At 64.1% G+C, this 15,921-nt stretch carries 15 protein-coding genes and 2 tRNA genes; 6 read left to right on the top strand and 11 right to left on the bottom strand.

The window, feature by feature from the left end:
- Positions 1-34: 34 nt before the first annotated feature.
- The 4 genes from trmFO to ACVWZA_RS06425 form a co-directional block, all read right to left on the bottom strand.
- The gene (trmFO, locus tag ACVWZA_RS06440; protein ID WP_457310340.1) at positions 35-1,369 is read right to left on the bottom strand and encodes a methylenetetrahydrofolate--tRNA-(uracil(54)-C(5))-methyltransferase (FADH(2)-oxidizing) TrmFO; all 1,335 of its coding nucleotides are present in this window, start codon (positions 1,367-1,369) and stop codon (positions 35-37) included.
- Positions 1,366-1,851, bottom strand: coding sequence for a hypothetical protein (locus tag ACVWZA_RS06435; protein ID WP_457310339.1), 486 nt, complete (start codon positions 1,849-1,851; stop codon positions 1,366-1,368). Before ACVWZA_RS06435 ends, trmFO begins: the two co-directional genes overlap by 4 nt.
- A gap of 60 nt (positions 1,852-1,911) precedes the next feature.
- A complete protein-coding gene (locus ACVWZA_RS06430) occupies positions 1,912-2,292 on the bottom strand; it encodes a hypothetical protein (RefSeq protein WP_457310338.1) in 381 nt (126 codons plus the stop codon).
- A gap of 88 nt (positions 2,293-2,380) precedes the next feature.
- Complete coding sequence (locus ACVWZA_RS06425) at positions 2,381-2,923, bottom strand: GbsR/MarR family transcriptional regulator (RefSeq protein ID WP_457310337.1); 543 nt, start codon at positions 2,921-2,923, stop codon at positions 2,381-2,383.
- A gap of 115 nt (positions 2,924-3,038) precedes the next feature.
- Here ACVWZA_RS06425 and ACVWZA_RS06420 point away from each other — a divergent pair, with 115 nt between their 5' ends.
- Complete coding sequence (locus ACVWZA_RS06420; RefSeq protein ID WP_457310336.1) at positions 3,039-3,683, top strand: lysoplasmalogenase family protein; 645 nt, start codon at positions 3,039-3,041, stop codon at positions 3,681-3,683.
- A gap of 310 nt (positions 3,684-3,993) precedes the next feature.
- Here the strand turns inward: ACVWZA_RS06420 and ACVWZA_RS06415 are convergent, their stop codons facing one another.
- The 6 genes from ACVWZA_RS06415 to yaaA form a co-directional block, all read right to left on the bottom strand.
- A complete protein-coding gene (locus ACVWZA_RS06415; RefSeq protein WP_457310335.1) occupies positions 3,994-4,869 on the bottom strand; it encodes an amidohydrolase family protein in 876 nt (291 codons plus the stop codon).
- Positions 4,870-5,148: 279 nt separating this feature from the next.
- Positions 5,149-5,502, bottom strand: a complete 354-nt coding sequence (locus ACVWZA_RS06410; protein ID WP_457310334.1) for a DUF952 domain-containing protein — start codon at positions 5,500-5,502, stop codon at positions 5,149-5,151.
- The gene (gene gyrA / locus ACVWZA_RS06405) at positions 5,499-8,267 is read right to left on the bottom strand and encodes a DNA gyrase subunit A (protein WP_457310333.1); all 2,769 of its coding nucleotides are present in this window, start codon (positions 8,265-8,267) and stop codon (positions 5,499-5,501) included. The genes ACVWZA_RS06410 and gyrA overlap by 4 nt, the downstream gene beginning before the upstream one ends.
- Positions 8,268-8,380: 113 nt before the next feature.
- Positions 8,381-8,662 (bottom strand): hypothetical protein, encoded by a 282-nt coding sequence (locus tag ACVWZA_RS06400; protein ID WP_457310332.1) that lies wholly within the window; start codon positions 8,660-8,662, stop codon positions 8,381-8,383.
- 97 nt (positions 8,663-8,759) lie between these two features.
- The gene (locus ACVWZA_RS06395; protein WP_457310331.1) at positions 8,760-9,485 is read right to left on the bottom strand and encodes an SDR family NAD(P)-dependent oxidoreductase; all 726 of its coding nucleotides are present in this window, start codon (positions 9,483-9,485) and stop codon (positions 8,760-8,762) included.
- Positions 9,458-10,219, bottom strand: coding sequence for a peroxide stress protein YaaA (gene yaaA, locus ACVWZA_RS06390; protein WP_457310330.1), 762 nt, complete (start codon positions 10,217-10,219; stop codon positions 9,458-9,460). The genes ACVWZA_RS06395 and yaaA overlap by 28 nt, the downstream gene beginning before the upstream one ends.
- A 209-nt stretch (positions 10,220-10,428) precedes the next feature.
- On the opposite strand from yaaA, the gene ACVWZA_RS06385 reads away from it, so the two are divergent.
- Complete coding sequence (locus ACVWZA_RS06385) at positions 10,429-11,751, top strand: hypothetical protein (protein ID WP_457310329.1); 1,323 nt, start codon at positions 10,429-10,431, stop codon at positions 11,749-11,751.
- A gap of 105 nt (positions 11,752-11,856) precedes the next feature.
- Here ACVWZA_RS06385 and ACVWZA_RS06380 read toward each other — a convergent pair whose 3' ends face one another.
- Positions 11,857-12,324: an Lrp/AsnC family transcriptional regulator gene (locus ACVWZA_RS06380; protein ID WP_457310328.1), complete on the bottom strand. Its 468-nt coding sequence runs from the start codon at positions 12,322-12,324 to the stop codon at positions 11,857-11,859.
- Between the two features lie 171 nt (positions 12,325-12,495).
- On the opposite strand from ACVWZA_RS06380, the gene ACVWZA_RS06375 reads away from it, so the two are divergent.
- The 4 genes from ACVWZA_RS06375 (at position 12,496) to ACVWZA_RS06360 (ending at position 15,742) form a co-directional block, all read left to right on the top strand.
- On the top strand, positions 12,496-14,331 hold the full coding sequence (locus tag ACVWZA_RS06375; protein ID WP_457310327.1) for a sensor histidine kinase: 1,836 nt from the start codon (positions 12,496-12,498) through the stop codon (positions 14,329-14,331).
- An 83-nt stretch (positions 14,332-14,414) separates the two neighbouring features.
- Complete coding sequence (locus tag ACVWZA_RS06370; protein ID WP_457310535.1) at positions 14,415-15,374, top strand: polysaccharide deacetylase family protein; 960 nt, start codon at positions 14,415-14,417, stop codon at positions 15,372-15,374.
- 52 nt (positions 15,375-15,426) lie between these two features.
- Positions 15,427-15,503 (top strand) — tRNA-Ile (locus ACVWZA_RS06365).
- 162 nt (positions 15,504-15,665) lie between these two features.
- Positions 15,666-15,742 (top strand) — tRNA-Pro (locus ACVWZA_RS06360).
- Positions 15,743-15,921 lie beyond the last annotated feature (179 nt).

Below are 15,921 nucleotides of genomic sequence, written 5' to 3'. Positions count from 1 at the left end.
AGAGCGGGCTGGCACCGGCTAAACCGGGAAGACTTTAGGCCACGCGGCTGCCGGTCGCCGCGACCCATTCGCCGAGCGCCGCGCGGGCGCGATCGGTATACATCTTTTTGCGATCGGCCTTTTTCGTGCGGCCCTCGATCGGTGGGAACAGGCCGAAATTGACGTTCATCGGCTGATAGCTGTCAGCCTCCGCGCCGCCGGTGATGTGTCCAAGCAAGGCGCCGAGCGCGGTTTCGACCGGCGGCGGGGCGAGCGACGCGCCGGCCAGCTCCGCCGTGGCGAAGCGCCCGGCGAGCAGGCCGATCGCCGCGCTCTCGATATAACCCTCGCAGCCGGTGATCTGCCCGGCGAAGCGCACATTGGGGCGCGCCTTCAGCCGCAATGTTTCATCGAGCAGGACGGGCGAGCGGATGAAGGTGTTGCGATGCAGCCCGCCGAGTCGCGCGAACTCGGCATTCTCGAGACCCGGGATGGTGCGGAACAGCCGGACCTGATCGGCATGTTTCATCTTGGTCTGGAAGCCGACGATGTTCCACAAGGTGCCTGAGGCATTGTCCTGGCGCAGCTGGACCACGGCATGCGGCCAGCGTCCGGTGCGCGGGTCGTCGAGCCCGACCGGCTTCATCGGGCCGAAACGCAGCGTGTCGAAGCCGCGTTCGGCCATCACCTCGATCGGCATGCATCCCTCGAAATAGGGCGTATCCTTCTCCCAGTCGCGGAACGGAGTCTTTTCACCGTCGATCAGGCCCTGATGGAAGGCGGCATATTGATCGCGGTCCATCGCGCAGTTGATGTAATCCTTGCCCTCTCCCTTGTTCCAGCGCGACTGGAACCAGGCGGTGTCCATGTCGATGCTGTCGAAATGGACGATCGGCGCGATCGCGTCGAAGAACGCCAGCGCCTCCGCACCGGTCGCCGCGCCGATGCTCTCGGCAAGGCCCGCCGCGGTAAGCGGACCGGTCGAGATGATCACCGGACCGTCCGATGGAATGACGTCGACGCGCTCGCGCACGACCGTGATGTTGGGGTGCCCCTCGATCGCGGCGGTCACGCCGGCCGAGAAACCGTCGCGATCGACCGCCAGCGCCGATCCCGCCGGCACCTTGTGGATATCGCCCTCGCGCATGATGATCGAGCCGAGCGCGCGCATCTCGGCATGGAGCAGGCCGACCGCGTTGCTGGTCGCGTCGTCGGAGCGGAAGCTGTTCGAACAGACCAGTTCGGCGAGGCCGTCGCTATGGTGCGCCGGCGTCATCTCGCCCGAGCCGCGCATTTCGGAGAGCTTTACCTGATAGCCCGCTTCGGCGAGCTGCCAGGCGGCCTCGGAACCGGCAAGACCGCCGCCGATGATGTGGATGTCGTGGTTCATTGGGTGGCGATAGCCGTCCTTGTCGCGCCTGACAAAGGCTGAGCGCTGTCATCCTCCCACGTCACGTGCCACCGGCAGATCAGCGCGCAGACCGCGCCGGCAAAGCTGAAGCCGAAACACGCGATCGAGCTTTGCGTATCGCCATTGCCCGACAGCACGAGAGGCATCCCCGTGGCCAGCCCTCCGGCCAGCGCCCAGGCTGCGGGCAACCGCATTGCGGGGTTATATCGGCCAAGCCGTCGCATCAGCCAGGTTCCAAGGAAATTGGGAATGCCGGAAATCAGTACTCCAGCGAGCATGATCAGGGCCAGGCCAATGATGATTGCGGGAACGCCCGTGATGACGAACCTGATGTCGGGCAGCTCGATCGCCTTGTCCATATCGTTCGACCATGTCCCGACCAGAATGCCGGCCACGAAGATCGGCCCGGCCAGCAGCGTTGCCGCGACAGTGCCGGAATTCGATGATGTGCTGCGGTACATCTCGATTCTCCCGATAATCGGGCCGGAGGCGGCATCACCGCCTCCGGCACCGCGCCCGATTCAGCCAACCATCGCCACGGAGTCGGGCCGCTCGTTCAGCCAGCCATTCACCTTGCGGCCGAATTGCGCGATCGCGCCCATGTTGAAGAAATGCATCGCCCCGAGCACGACAACGGCGAGGCCGACCTTGCCGCTGAGGAAGCGTATCGCGCCGGTCAGTGTGGTCGGTTCGTTGCCGAGGCTGAGTGTCAGGGTGATGAAGCCGATATTGACGAGATAGAAACCGACCACCAGCAGATGGTTGGTGGAGCGCGCCAGCACCTCATTCTGACCGAAGCACTGGATCAGGAACACGACGCCGTTGCTGGACAGGGTGCGCGCGACCCAGATCGTGATGGCGATCGTGATGACGAGGTAAAGCGCATAGATTGTTTCGACCATGGCTCATTCCTTTTTTGTGTCTGAAATTTCTGTAATTTGTGAAATAGCCGGGCATGGCTATGGAGGAAGAGGGGGCATGTATGTCTCCTCAGTCTTTCGATTTGCCGGGGATGAACCGTGCGACCTTGCCGCCGAGTTTCATCAGCGTGACCAGGGTCTGTTTGGGCAACACGCGAACCTGATCGTACCAGGTGCCGAGCGTCGAGAGGAATTCGTGCATCCGTGTGATGCGTTCGCGGACATGCGCGGGTGCGGCGCCATCGGCCTTCAATCGCTCCGATAGCTGTCCCATCAGCGCGATGGTCGGGTCGATCTCGCGGCGCTTGCGCTCCGCGGCGATGCGCATGAGCATTTCCCACAGATCGGTTTCCGCGGTGAAATGGTCGCGCCGGTCGCCCTCGACATGGACCCGGCGGACGATCGCGTACCCTTGCAATTCCTTCAGGCCGGTCGAGACATTGGACCGGGCGAGCCCGAGCGTCTCGACAATCTCTTCGGCATGCATCGGCCGGTCGGAGAGATAGAGCAGGGCATGGATCTGCGCGACCGAGCGGTTCACGCCCCAATGCGTGCCCATCTCCCCCCAATGGAGGATGAAGGCCTTGACGTCGGGATGGTCGTACAGGGTCATTTGCTCACTTTCTGTAAAAGCAGAAATAAAAGAAATGCTGGCGAATGTCAATCGGAGACGGGATGATCGAACGGCAGCCGGCGAACGAGCCGGCAAAAGCGAACCGGGGGCGGGCATGACCGAACGCATACGATCATTGATCTTCATCGCCGCGCTGGTTGCCGGAGCGACGCTGCTGCCTGTCTCGACCGTGATCACCGACCCCGTGACCAAGATCATATGGAAGGGCGCAGGGGTCGCGTTGCTTGCATTATGGGCTGCGCTGGCCGCGCGAAATATGGATGGCTGGCTGATCGCCGTCGTGCTCGCGCTTGGCGCGCTGGGTGACGTCCTGATCGAGATATCGGGACTGGTGACCGGGGCATTGGCGTTTCTCGCCGGACACATCGTTGCGATCTTCCTTTATCTGCGTCATCGGCGAGAGGTTGCTCCGGGCTGGATCGTCGCGGTTTTGTTGATTGTGCTGACACCGCTTATCGCCTGGGTCCTGCCGTCGGACCGAAGCGCCGCGCCGGGGATCGCGCTGTATGCGACCGGGCTCGGCGCGATGGCCGCCTGTGCATGGCTGAGCCGTTTTCCGCGCCATATCGTCGCGCTTGGCGCGATGCTGTTCGTCATCTCCGACTTGCTGATTTTCTCGCGGATCGGCCCGCTGGCCGGGTCGGCGGTCCCCGCACTGCTGGTCTGGCCGACCTATTTCGCTGGTCAGGCGTTGATCGCCTGGGGCGTGGTGACGGCGTTGCGGAGGACAGCGGGATGATCGACCATATCGGCCTTGCGGTGTTCATCATGTCAAAGAGCAAGGCGATAGGTAGCGTCGGTTCGAGATGGTTTGAATCGCTGCGCTCGGGCACAAGGCTGGACCGCGCGAGACGACGATCTGCGAGATATGACACACCCGTTTGTGTCATATTTCGAGGCGGCGAGATATTGCACCCTCACCCTAACGTCAGCTCTCAGCGAGTAACTGCCCTTTTTTCTCCGTGGACGCGGGCAGTCGCACGGTTCTCTGGTTTGGCAGTTACGGTGATGGTGCGGCCCCGTCTTTCGTACCTCGACGGCGAGCACGTTTACTTCAAGCCGAGCAATCGTGCGGCATTGTCATGGAAGACGGCGCGCTGTTCGGCGGGCGTGAAACCGAAGTGTCGGATCGCGGCGACGGCGGCGGCCGGCGTATCGACGGGCCAGTCCGAACCGAACAGGAATTGGCTGATGCCGATCTGGCGGATTGTCCAGAGCAGTTCCGGTTTCATCGGAGAATCGACGTAGGCCGTGCCGATCGCCGAAAGATCGAACCAGACGTTTCCGCCCATGCCGATCTTCTGTAATGTCGCGAACGCGATCGTTTCGCGGAACTGGCTGAAGCCCATATGAGCCAGCACCAAGCGCGTCTTCGGAAATTGCGCCGCGAGCAGGAGGAACTTGCCGACCTCCGAGGTGTCCCACGGTTTGTAGCTGTCGAAAAGCAGAACCAGGTTGAGATTGCCGGCATGCTCGACCAGCGCGGCGACCGCTGGGTCACCGACGTCGAAGTTTTGCGTATTGGGATGGAGTTTGATCTCGCGAACGCCAAGACCCGCAAGACGATCCAGTTCCTTGAAGGCATCGGCGCCATCCAGAGGATGCACGGATGGCACCGCATAGAAGCGCCCGGCGCCCGCCGCAGCGGCTATTACGGCGTCATTTGCTTTGCGTGTCTCGGCAATCTGGCCGCGCTTGGCGATCACGATCAACGCGCTCATCGAGACGCCGGTCTGGTCATCGAGCTTGCGAAGCGCATCGGTGCCGATCGGATGGGTCTTGCTCAGCGCGTCCTTTTCGCCGAGCCGCAAATGCGCATGGGCATCGATGATCGGCCCTGAATAGTCGGTGGTCTTGGCGCTGGCGCTAACGCTCTGCAGCGCCGCGGCCGCAGCTATCACAATGATCGCCGAAAATAATCTCATTGGCGTTGTTCTTTCGCTGAGTGTCGTCTTCGGTGGCGGGGTCGGGATGAGCAGAGCCGCGCTGATCCGTATCCAGTTTTCAATTGTTCGCGGTGTCAACTTCGATAGCAAATGCCGCGCTTCAAAATTGATACCGCGCGGGCAGTGTAGTTGGTGGGTCATCACGACGCGGCGGGTATTGTCTGCATTGTGCGCGCCTCTGCGCGAACAATTTACCAAATCTCGGTACGCAATGTTGAGCGTCGATCCGTTCCAGCTCAATCACAGCAGGAACACGGCCTATCCCGTGACAGGCAGCCTCACCGTGCCATCGTCGTTGCGCTCCAGCGGGCCATAGGCGAACAATGTTTCGAGCAGCAGCGGGCCGTAGAGATGCGGGAATAGCTGTCCGCCGCGTGACTCTTCCCATTTCAGCGATGCGCCGAACGATCCGAGATCGACCGCCGCGACGTGCAGGCCGGTCTGGCCGGCGAAATGCTTGTCGACCGTCTCGGTCAACTGTTCGCAGGTCGAGAGGTGGATATAGCCGTCGGCCAGATCGACCGGCGCCCCGGCGAAAGTCCCGTCACGTTCCAGCGCCGCCATCTGTTCGGCGGTCAGGACCTTATAGGCCGTGACGGGAAGGTCGCTCACTCGCCATCCTCAGGCGTGTCCTGCGTATCCGCAGTTGCGCCGTCGGGTGCGGGTAATGCGATCGTTTCGTCGAGATCGATTTCCGCATCGTCCGCGCTTTCCCGGATTCGCGCGGCCGAAACGACATGTTCGTTCTTGGCCACGTCGAACAGTTTTACACCGGCCGAACCGCGGCTGATGATACGGAAGCCCTGTTCGTCGTCGCGTTCGTGGCGTAGCTCGATCGGCATGCGGATCAGCTTGGCCTGGTCGGTGACCAGCATCAGCTGTTCGCCATGCGCCGAGGGGAAGCTTGCCACGACATTGCCGTTGCGGGCGAGGTTGTCGATATTGGTGATGCCCTGGCCACCGCGACCGATGCGGCGATATTCATAGGCCGAGGACAGTTTGCCATAGCCATTAGCGCAGACCGTCAGGATGAATTCCTCCCGCGTCCGCAGCTCGGCGAAGCGTTCCGCGCTCATCGTCGGTTCGCCGTCCTTTTCGGGCTTCCACGGTGCGAAGCGGACATATTCCTCGCGCTCCTCCTGCGTGGTGCCGACCCGGTGCAGGATCGACAGCGAGATGACCTCGTCGTCGTTCTTCAGCGAGATGCCGCGCACGCCGGTCGCGGTTCGGCTCTGGAATTCGCGCACATCGTCGCCGGCAAAGCGGATCGCCTTGCCCTTGCGCGTTGCGAGCAGCACATCGTCGCCCTCGTTGAGCAAGGCCACGCCGATCAGGCGATCCTCGCTCTCGTCATCGAAGCGCATCGCGATCTTGCCGTTGTTGGGCACGTTGGTGAACGCGTCCATCGAGTTGCGGCGGACATTGCCCTTGGCGGTGGCGAACATGACGTGCAGCGCGCCCCATTCCGCCTCATCCTCGGGCAAAGGAAGCACGGTCGAGATCGTCTCACCCTCGGCCAGCGGCAGCAGATTGACCATTGGCCGGCCGCGCGTCGCGGCGCCGCCTTCGGGCAGGCGCCAGACCTTTTTGCGATAGACCTTGCCGTGAGTGGAGAAGAACAGCACCGGCGTGTGCGTCGAGGTGACGAACATTTCGGTGACGATATCCTCTTCCTTGGTCGCCATGCCGGCGCGGCCCTTGCCGCCCTTGGCCTGGGCGCGGAAGGTGTCGAGCGTGGTGCGCTTGATATAACCCTGCATGGTCACGGTCACGACCATGTCCTCACGCTCGATCAGATCCTCATCGTCGATGCCGTCGGCGGCGGCGGCGATTTCGGTGCGGCGTGGTGTCGCGAACTGGTCGCGCACGGCGGCCAGTTCTTCCTTCATCACTTCATACAGCTTGTAGCGATCGGCGAGGACCGCGAGCAATTCGGTGATCGATTCAGCCAGCGTCTTGAGTTCGTCGCCGATCTCGTCACGGCCAAGCGCGGTCAGGCGATGCAGCCGCAGATCGAGGATCGCACGGACCTGAACCTCGGACAGGCGATAGACCTCGCCCTCCTGCTTGTCCTCGACCGCTTCGACCAGGCGGATGTACGGCGCGATCTCGGCGATCGGCCATTCGCGCGCGGCGAGTGCCGCGCGGGCGACGACGGGGCTCGCCGAGCCACGGATGATGCGCACGACTTCATCGAGGTTGCTGACCGCGATGACCAGCCCGAGCAAGATGTGCGCACGTTCGCGCGCCTTGGCCAGTTCGAACTTGGACCGGCGCGTGATCACCTCTTCGCGGAACTTGACAAAGGCTTCGATGATGTCGCGCAGGTTGAGCGTTTCCGGGCGGCCGCCGCGGATCGCGAGCATGTTGGCCGGGAAGCTCGATTGCGCCGGGGTGTGGCGCCACAATTGGTTGAGTACGACCTCCGGGGTGGCATCGCGCTTCAGGTCGATGACGATGCGTACGCCGTGGCGGTTCGATTCGTCGCGAATGTCGCTGACGCCTTCGATGCGCTTGTCCTTGGCGGCTTCGGCGATCTTTTCGACCAGGCCGTTCTTGCCGACCTGATAGGGGATTTCGGTGAGGACGATCGAGCGGCGATCGGCGCGACCTTCCTCGACCTCGTAACGCGAGCGCACCAGGATCGACCCGCGGCCATCCTGATAGGCCGAGCGGCAGCCCGCGCGGCCGAGAATGATCCCGCCGGTCGGGAAGTCGGGGCCGGGCACGATTTCCATCAGCTCTTCGATGGTGATCGCGCCGTTCTCGATATAGGCGAGACACGCATCGATCACTTCGCCGAGATTGTGCGGCGGGATGTTGGTCGCCATGCCGACGGCGATGCCACCCGCGCCGTTGACCAGAATGTTGGGGAAACGCGCCGGCAGCACGGTCGGCTCTTCGCGCGACCCGTCATAGTTTGGCGCGAAATCGACCGTGTCCTTTTCGATGTCCTGCAGCAACGCCATCGCCGCCTTGGTCAACCGAGCCTCGGTATAGCGCATCGACGCCGGCATATCCGGATCCATCGACCCGAAATTGCCCTGGCCGTCCATCAACATCACGCGCATCGCCCAATCCTGGGCGAGGCGGGCGAGCGCCATGTAGATCGAGCTGTCGCCGTGAGGATGGTAATTGCCCATCACGTCGCCGACGATCTTGGCGCATTTGCGATACGGCCGGCCGGGGACGAAGCCGCCCTCCTGGCTGGCGAAAAGAATACGGCGATGGACCGGTTTCAGCCCGTCGCGCACATCGGGTAGCGCGCGCGAGACGATCACGCTCATCGCGTAATCGAGATAGCTGGAACGCATTTCGTCGACGATGGAGATCGGCGAGATATCGGAAGGGTCGGCGAGGAGTGTCTCGTCGGTCAAATTTCGAAGCTTTCGGGTTGTGTGACGTTGTGGTTACGACACTAGCCGATCAGCGTGAAGGATACCACCCCCGCACGCGCCCGAGCGCGGGCGGGGGCCGGTCGTTCGGACGCTTATTTACAGGCTTTCTTGGTCGCATTTCCGGCCTTGTTGCAGTCGTAGGTGACCGCCTTGCCGGTCGTCGTCCTGGTCGACACCATCCGGCCCGCCGGAGTCACTTTCGTGGTGCGTCGGACATAGGCGTGGCGGGTCGCGGCGACCTTGACCGGCGCGGCCTTGACCGTCGTCGAGGTCGTGGTTTTGGTCTGCGCGATCGGATTGGCGGTGGCGACCCCGGCGGCACCGGCGAACAGTGCGGAAGCGGCGAGGATCGAGGCGATGATGGTTTTCGACATTGGCTTTATCCTGTCCAACGCGGCGCTTTGTGCGCCACTGATCAGGGTTTTGCGCCAGTCCCGTTATCGGCCATGTGACGCCAGGGTGAAATGATCGTCATGCGGGGACTTCGGCGCCGTCCCAGGCGAAGATCTTGCCGCTGTCGGGCGCGCGCAACCCGTCGATCACGTCGAGCAATTGCACCGCCGCGCGGTCGGGAGCGAACAGGTTTCCCGGCGTGACGTTACCCTGGAAGGGGCGCGACAGGTCGGTATCGACCGTGCCGGGATGCAGGCCGACGACGATCGAACTGCTGTTGCGGCGCCGTTCCTCGATCGCCAGCGTGCGGATCATCATGTTGAGCGCGGCCTTCGACGCGCGGTAGCCGTACCAGCCGCCGAGGCGGTTGTCGGCGATGCTGCCGACCCGCGCCGAGAGCGCGGCGAAGACGGTGCGACCGGTTCTGGGCATCAGTGGCAGGAAATGCTTGGCGACCAGCGCGGGGCCGATCGTGTTGATCGCGAAAATCCGCGCGAGCCAGTCCGGGTCGAGATCGACCAGCGCCTTTTCCGGACCATGATCGCCTTCGTGGAGCAATCCCGTCGCGATGAAGATCAGTGTTGGCGCCGGGCCATTGGCGACCAGCTTCGCGGCAGCCGCGATGCTGGTCTCGTCGGTCAGGTCGAGTTGCCGGTCGCCGCTGCCGCTGCGCGCAAAGCCATGGACGATATCGAACGCGCCTTCGTCGATCAGCGCTTCCTCGAACGCGGCGCCGATGCCGCCGGACGCGCCGATGACGACCGCCGCGCCGGGCATCAGGCCGCCTTGCGCATGAAGCGCCATTGCGTGGTGCTGCTCTCGCCGGCGTCGAAGCGATAACCGTCGCTGTCAAAATCTTTCATCGAGTCCACATCGTCGATGCGGTGTTCGCACAACCAGCGCGCCATCATGCCGCGCGCCCGTTTGGCGTTGAAGCTGACGAAGCGCGGACCATCGGGGCCGGGCTCGCGGAAATCGACCTGGATGACGCGGATGTCGCGCGGCAGACGGTCCGCGACGGCGTGCCAATATTCCTGGCTGGCAAGGTTCAGCACAATGCCCGACCCTTCCCCGGCGAGATCGTCGGCGAGCAGGCCGGCGATCCGATCACCCCACCAGTCATACAGACTCTTGCGCCGTGGTGCCCAGCGCGTGCCCATTTCGAGCCGATAGGGCCGCATCGAATCGAGCGGGCGGAGCAGGCCGTACAGCCCCGACAGCATCCGGACATGATCCTGCGCAAAGGCGATTCCCGCCTCATCGACCGTTTTCGCGTCGAACCCGGTATAGACGTCACCGGCAAAGGCGAAGAGTGCCGGCCGCTCCGGCGCCGCCGCGAAACCGGCAAAGCGATCGGCATTGAGTTTGGCCAGTGCCTTTGAGATGTCCATCAACCCGGCGAGCCGTTTCTGGCTGAGATTGGCGGCCGACGCGGCGAGCGCCGATGCCTCGGCCGCGAAGCGCGGCGCAGTCGGCGTCACGGCCGGGATCGGCTTTACATAGTCGAGCGTCTTGGCGGGAGAGAGGACAGCGATCATCGCGCCCGGTTAGCGGGGCGACCGGCCCCGGTCAAAGCCTTGGTCGAGGCGATACGTCGCGCTTTGGAACCATGGCCTCGTTCAATCGTCATTCAGCGCGCGGGCGGCATTGGGCCCCCCGTGTCACTTGCTTGAACCCGACGCCCGGGCTGGCTACAGCGCACAGGCTAAGGTAGGGCGCCGCGCGCCGCCAATAGGAGAGTTCCACCGTGAAGAAATTGTCTCGGGTCGCACTGGCGGCTGTATTGATCGCCAGCACCTCCAGCGTCGCGATCGTTGCGCCGGCATATGCCAAGAAAAAGGAAGAGGCGAAGCCCGCCGGCGGGCTGGTGTTGAGCAAGGAAGCGCGCGAGTTCGCGGTCAAGATCGACGAGGCGGCCAAGGCACGCGAAACGGCGACCGACAAGGCGCAAGGCGATGCCGCGTACCTTGCCGCGCTCGCGGCCAATCTTCCCGGTCTTGAGGGTGTGGCGCAGTCCGAAGACGAGAAGTATATCGCACAGGCATATCGTTTTCAGTACGAGGCGCTCAAGCTGGGCAATGGCGGCAATGAGGCGACGCTGGCCGGGCCGCTCGACGCACTGCTTGCCAATCCGAAGACACCGGCGGATTCGATCGGCCGGTACGCCTTTATGCGCGGCAATATCGCCTATAATTCCAAGCAATATCCGGTCGCGCTGAGCAATTACTCCCGTGCGAAAACCGCGGGTTACACCGCCAACGACATTTCCCTGCTGATCGCCAAGGCGAAAATCCTTGGTGGGGATCCGGCCGGCGGCGTCGCCGATATCGAGGCGGCGGTCGCTGCCGACAAGGCGGCGGGCAAGCCGGTGTCGGAGGATCTTTATACTTATGCGATCACCGCGCTGCAGAAGACCGGCGACAATGCCGCCACTCAGCGCTGGACGCGCAACTGGCTGCACGCTTACGGCACACCGAAGAACTGGCGTACCGCGATCTATGTGTTCGGTTTCCAGGGCGCGGGCGCCAAGCGCATCGACAAGAAGCAGCGTGTCGATCTGTTCCGGCTGATGCGCGCGGCCAATGGTCTGGCGGGCCAGGAGGATTATCTCGAATATGCCGAACTGGCGTTCTCGATCGGTTTGGGCAGCGAGACGATCGCGGTGATCGACGAGGGCAAGAAGAACCAGAAGATTCCGGCGACGAGCACCTCGGCGACCGGATATCGGTCCGACGCGGTCAAGCAGATCGCTACCGAAGGTTCGCTCACCGCGCAGGAGTCCAAGGCCAAGGCCGCCGCCACGGGTAAGGTCGCGGCCGACACGGGCGATTTCTGTCTCGGTCAGGGGAATTATGCGAAAGCGATCGAGATGTACCGCCTTGCGCTGAGCAAGGGATCGGTCGACGCCGATGAGGTCAATACCCATCTCGGCATCGCGCTCGCCGGGACTGGCGACAAGGCTGGTGCCAAGGGAGCTTTCGCGCTGGTCAAGACCGCGCCGCGCAGCGAGATCGCGACCCTGTGGACGACCTGGGTCGATGCGCCGGCGGCCGGGGCACCCGCCGCCTGAGCGGTTCGATCATTCGGAAAATGTGAGAAGGGCGGCAGCGATGCCGCCCTTTTCCATGAGGATCTTCGTGGCTGGCACCGTCTAAAACCGCAAAGACCTTCTCGCTCAGCCGGTGCGAACCGGGATGCCCGGCACCGATTTAGCTATCCGGATGGTGAGCGATGTCTTGACGCTGGCCACGTTGGGCGCGGGGGTCAGGTGCGTGGTTAATATGTCCTGGAAGCTCTTCAGGTCGCCCGCAACGATCTTCAGGATGAAGTCGATTTCGCCATTGAGCATATGGCATTCGCGGATTTCAGGAATCGCCGCGACATGTTCCTCAAACGCGGCGAGGTCGTGTTCGGCCTGACTGCGCAGGCTGACCATCGCGAATACGGTGATCGGATAACCCAAGGTGGCCGCGTCGAGTTCGGCGTGATAACCCTTGATCGCCCCGGCATCCTCCAGCGCGCGGACGCGGCGCAGGCATGGCGGCGCGGTCAGGCCGACCCTTTCGGCGAGTTCGACATTGGTCATCCGCCCGTCGTCCTGCAACAAACCCAGAATCTGCCGGTCGATTTGATCAAACGCCATTGCGCAACGCTCCCGCGGGACGCGAGTTTTCGCGCGCCTCTCATTCATTCAGCATAAGATAATTGCGGGGGAACGCAATTGTCCCACATTGCTACGTCCCGAAATCAACGGTTCCTCAACCGGTCCGGGGCGGTTAAGAAATCCTTACGACGCGCCATCTGACGGGTCGTGATGGGGGCTCCCGGTTTGCGCTTCGACGACAGTCTTGAAACGGTACTCTCGGCGGACATGTCGACCCCGTTTGGCGCGCAATCGGCATGGCGTCAGCTTGTCGACCTGATCGGGCGGCGTCGGGTGCCGGCGGATTCCGCGGCGATCGCACGGTTGCAGGCACTTCGCGCGCAGGTGTCGCCGCCGGTCCGCGCGGCGAGTGCGCGGTCGCTCGCCTTTACCGATCCGCCCGCAGCCCTGGTGAAATTGTTCGCCGATGACGAGATCGCGGTCGCCGCGCCGGTATTACGCATTGCCCGAATGCGCGTCGATCAGTGGATCGAGATGCTGCCCGGCCTGTCGCCGGCGGGTCGATCGGTCCTGCGCCATCGTCGCGACCTTGCGCCCGAAGTGCGCCGCGCGCTGGAGGCTTTCGGTGCGGTGGATTTCCGCTTGCCGGCCGCCGAGATCGTTCCGTTAGCCGATCTCGCGCCGGTACCGGAGATCGAAGCGAGCGCTGGACTATGGCCGCTGGCCGGTGCCGCGAACCCGAACTTTCAGCCGCCGGTCGATTCGCCGTTCGTTTCGCTTGGCGTGGTCGCGCTCGGTTTGCCGCTGGTCGCCGAGGCGCTGCGCCTGGCCGATGATCTGGATGCGGCGCCCGCCGCAGTCGAGCCGCAGGCGGACGGACCGTTCCAGATCAACGAATTGCTGCAGCGGATCGACGCCTATCAGCGCCAGCGCGAGGATTCGCCCACGGTGCCGCTGTTCCGCAGCGAACCCGATGTGCAGCCGGCGCTGTTCGAACTGGAGCCGGTCGTGGCGCCGAGCTTCCGGTTCGAGACCGATGCGGCAGGCGTGGTACGCTGGATCGAAGGCGCCGCGCGCGCGCCGCTGATCGGGCTGTCGCTCGATTTCGCGGCAACACCAAGCGGTTCGCGCGTCGACGGGGTCGCGGCGGGCGCGTTTCGCCGTCGGGCCGGATTCGCCAATGCGCGCCTCGTCGTCGACGGCCATTCGGACGCTGCGGGCCATTGGCGCATCACCGGCATTCCGGTCTTCGACCGCGAGAGCGGCCGTTTCACCGGTTATCGCGGCACCGCGCGCCGCCCGCGAGCGGACGAAAGCGCCGAGCCGATCCACGCGTCGCGCAATCCGCAGTCCGACGCCTTGCGCCAACTCGTCCATGAATTGCGCACGCCGACCAATGCCATTGCCGGTTTCGCGGAGATGATCGAGACGCAGCTGCTCGGGCCGGTTCCGCAACCTTATCGCGACCATGCCGGCACGATCCGCAGCCAGGCCGCCGACCTGCTCACCGCGATCGACGATATCGATCTCGCCGCGCGGATCGAATCGAATGCGCTCGACCTGCGTCCCGGCACCGTGCACGTCGCATCCCTGCTCGCCCAGGTGGCGGGCGACCTGGCGCCGCTTGCCGGCTTGCGCGGCACGGTCCTGACGATCGATCCCGGGCCGATCGAGATGGCGATCGCCGGCGATGATCGCGCGGTCGAACGGCTGATCGCGCGGCTGATGTCGACGTTGGTCGCCTCTGGTAGCCAGGGCGAGACGATCGGTGTCGTCGCGGCACCGGGCAGCGACGCGCAGATCATCTTCACCTTCGATCGCCCGCGCACGCTCGCCGCCTATGGCGCGGAGAGCATCCTGACGATCGACGCCGAGGCGGAGGCCGAAGCCGAGGGCGCGCCGTTGCTCGGCACCGGCTTCGCCCTGCGGCTGGCGCGCAACCTCGCCGCCGAGCTCGGCGGCGCGCTCGCGATCGGTGAGCAAAGCTTGACATTATGCCTGCCTGCCGCCGTTATCGCCATCGTGGAGCAGGCTTCTTCCAGCTGAGCGTGGCAGCGACCACCCCCCCGCCCTCGACCGGGTCATCGATCGGGCCGGTCCACCGCCCCGCGCCTCCGGCTGCGGCCGACATGGTCGTGTGGCCCGACGATTTCGGCACCCGCTTCACCATCATGGTCGATACCGAGGAGGAATTCGACTGGGATGCGCCATTGTCGCGCGAATCGCGCGGCGCCTCCGCAATGGCCGCGTTGCCCGAGGCGCACCGCCGCTTTTCCGATCGCGGCGTATCGCTGACTTATCTGATCGACCATCCGGTCGCGACCGATCCGCTGGCGATCGACGTGCTGCGCGGCGTGCTGGCCGACGGACGTTCGACGATCGGGACGCAGCTCCACCCTTGGGTCAACCCGCCGTTCGACGAGACGATGACGCCGGCCAACAGTTTTGCCGGCAATTTGCCCGAAGCGCTCGAAGCCGCGAAGATCGATGTGCTGACCGGCGCGATCACTGCGGCGTTCGGCACCGCGCCGCGCGCTTACCGCGCCGGGCGCTATGGTATCGGTCGTTCGACCTTCGCGCTGCTCGCCTTGCGCGGTTACCGGATCGATAGTTCGATGCGGTCGGCCTATGACTATAGCGCGGAGGGCGGGCCAGATTTTGGTGCGATCGGCAATCATGCCTTTCACGCCGGACCCGATGGCGCAATCCTGGAATTGCCGCTGACCAGCGTGTTTACCGGTGCCGCGCGGCGTGGCGGCGTGGCGCTTTATCGTGCGCTGAAACATGTACCGAAGGGCAGGGGAGTGTTCGCCCGCGTCGGGCTATTGTCCCGTGTTGCACTGACGCCCGAGGATATGCCGCTTGCCGATGCACTGGAAGCGATCGCGGTTGCCTTGGGCGAAGGCGTGCGGGTGCTCAATTTCTCGTTCCACTCGCCCTCGCTCGCCCCCGGGCATACGCCTTATGTGCGCGACGCGGCGGACCTCGCCGCGTTTCACCGCTGGTGGGACCGCGTACTGGCCGATCTCGACCGGCGCGGCGTCCGGCCGGCATCGCTCGACCAATTGATCGCGGCGGGCGCAAAGTGACATCGTCCGGCTTGCCACCGCCGCTGCGCCTCCGCTAACGGGGCAGGCGGTGGGGCCTGTAGCTCAACTGGTTAGAGCTGCCCGCTCATAACGGGTAGGTTGCGGGTTCAAGTCCTGCCGGGCCCACCAACGCCCGCCGCAAAGCGATAGCGTGAGCTATCGCTTTGCGGCGGGCGGTCGCACTGCCAAAGTGGCGACCGACTGCGCGGCTTTGCTGAGATGCATTTTCGCCGACCTTTTCCCCCAAGCGTCTTGCGCCCCCGGAATTGCACGCCTAAGCGAAACCCGCGTCGGGGAGTGGCGCAGTCCGGTAGCGCGCCTGCTTTGGGAGCAGGATGTCGCAGGTTCGAATCCTGTCTCCCCGACCATTTTCCTTACGAAATAGCTCAACCTGTGTCGTCATGATCACGCCGTGGCCACCCAGCTGCGAAACGTGAATCCGGCATAGCCAAAGTGCGACGTCCTCGAAGCCGGCCTCCCGGAGAAGAGCTTCGTCCTGATCCCAGCGACAAGATCGGCAAGCGCTCCGCAATCGCCGCGGCCGAAG

This window comes from Sphingomonas sp. UYAg733, from assembly GCF_054057355.1.
This window is presented reverse-complemented; position numbering and strand designations above follow the sequence as displayed.

Bases quoted from the DNA above. Each gene is read 5' to 3' on its own strand.
- ACVWZA_RS06435 (WP_457310339.1), bottom strand. From the start codon at position 1,851: ATGTACCGCAGCACATCATCGAATTCCGGCACTGTCGCGGCAACGCTG.
- ACVWZA_RS06425 (WP_457310337.1), bottom strand. From the start codon at position 2,923: ATGACCCTGTACGACCATCCCGACGTCAAGGCCTTCATCCTCCATTGG.
- ACVWZA_RS06430 (WP_457310338.1), bottom strand. From the start codon at position 2,292: ATGGTCGAAACAATCTATGCGCTTTACCTCGTCATCACGATCGCCATC.
- ACVWZA_RS06415 (WP_457310335.1), bottom strand. From the start codon at position 4,869: ATGAGATTATTTTCGGCGATCATTGTGATAGCTGCGGCCGCGGCGCTG.
- yaaA (WP_457310330.1), bottom strand. From the start codon at position 10,219: ATGATCGCTGTCCTCTCTCCCGCCAAGACGCTCGACTATGTAAAGCCG.
- ACVWZA_RS06380 (WP_457310328.1), bottom strand. From the start codon at position 12,324: ATGGCGTTTGATCAAATCGACCGGCAGATTCTGGGTTTGTTGCAGGAC.
- ACVWZA_RS06420 (WP_457310336.1), top strand. From the start codon at position 3,039: ATGACCGAACGCATACGATCATTGATCTTCATCGCCGCGCTGGTTGCC.
- ACVWZA_RS06370 (WP_457310535.1), top strand. From the start codon at position 14,415: ATGGTCGTGTGGCCCGACGATTTCGGCACCCGCTTCACCATCATGGTC.
- ACVWZA_RS06375 (WP_457310327.1), top strand. From the start codon at position 12,496: ATGGGGGCTCCCGGTTTGCGCTTCGACGACAGTCTTGAAACGGTACTC.
- ACVWZA_RS06400 (WP_457310332.1), bottom strand. From the start codon at position 8,662: ATGTCGAAAACCATCATCGCCTCGATCCTCGCCGCTTCCGCACTGTTC.
- ACVWZA_RS06395 (WP_457310331.1), bottom strand. From the start codon at position 9,485: ATGGCGCTTCATGCGCAAGGCGGCCTGATGCCCGGCGCGGCGGTCGTC.
- trmFO (WP_457310340.1), bottom strand. From the start codon at position 1,369: ATGAACCACGACATCCACATCATCGGCGGCGGTCTTGCCGGTTCCGAG.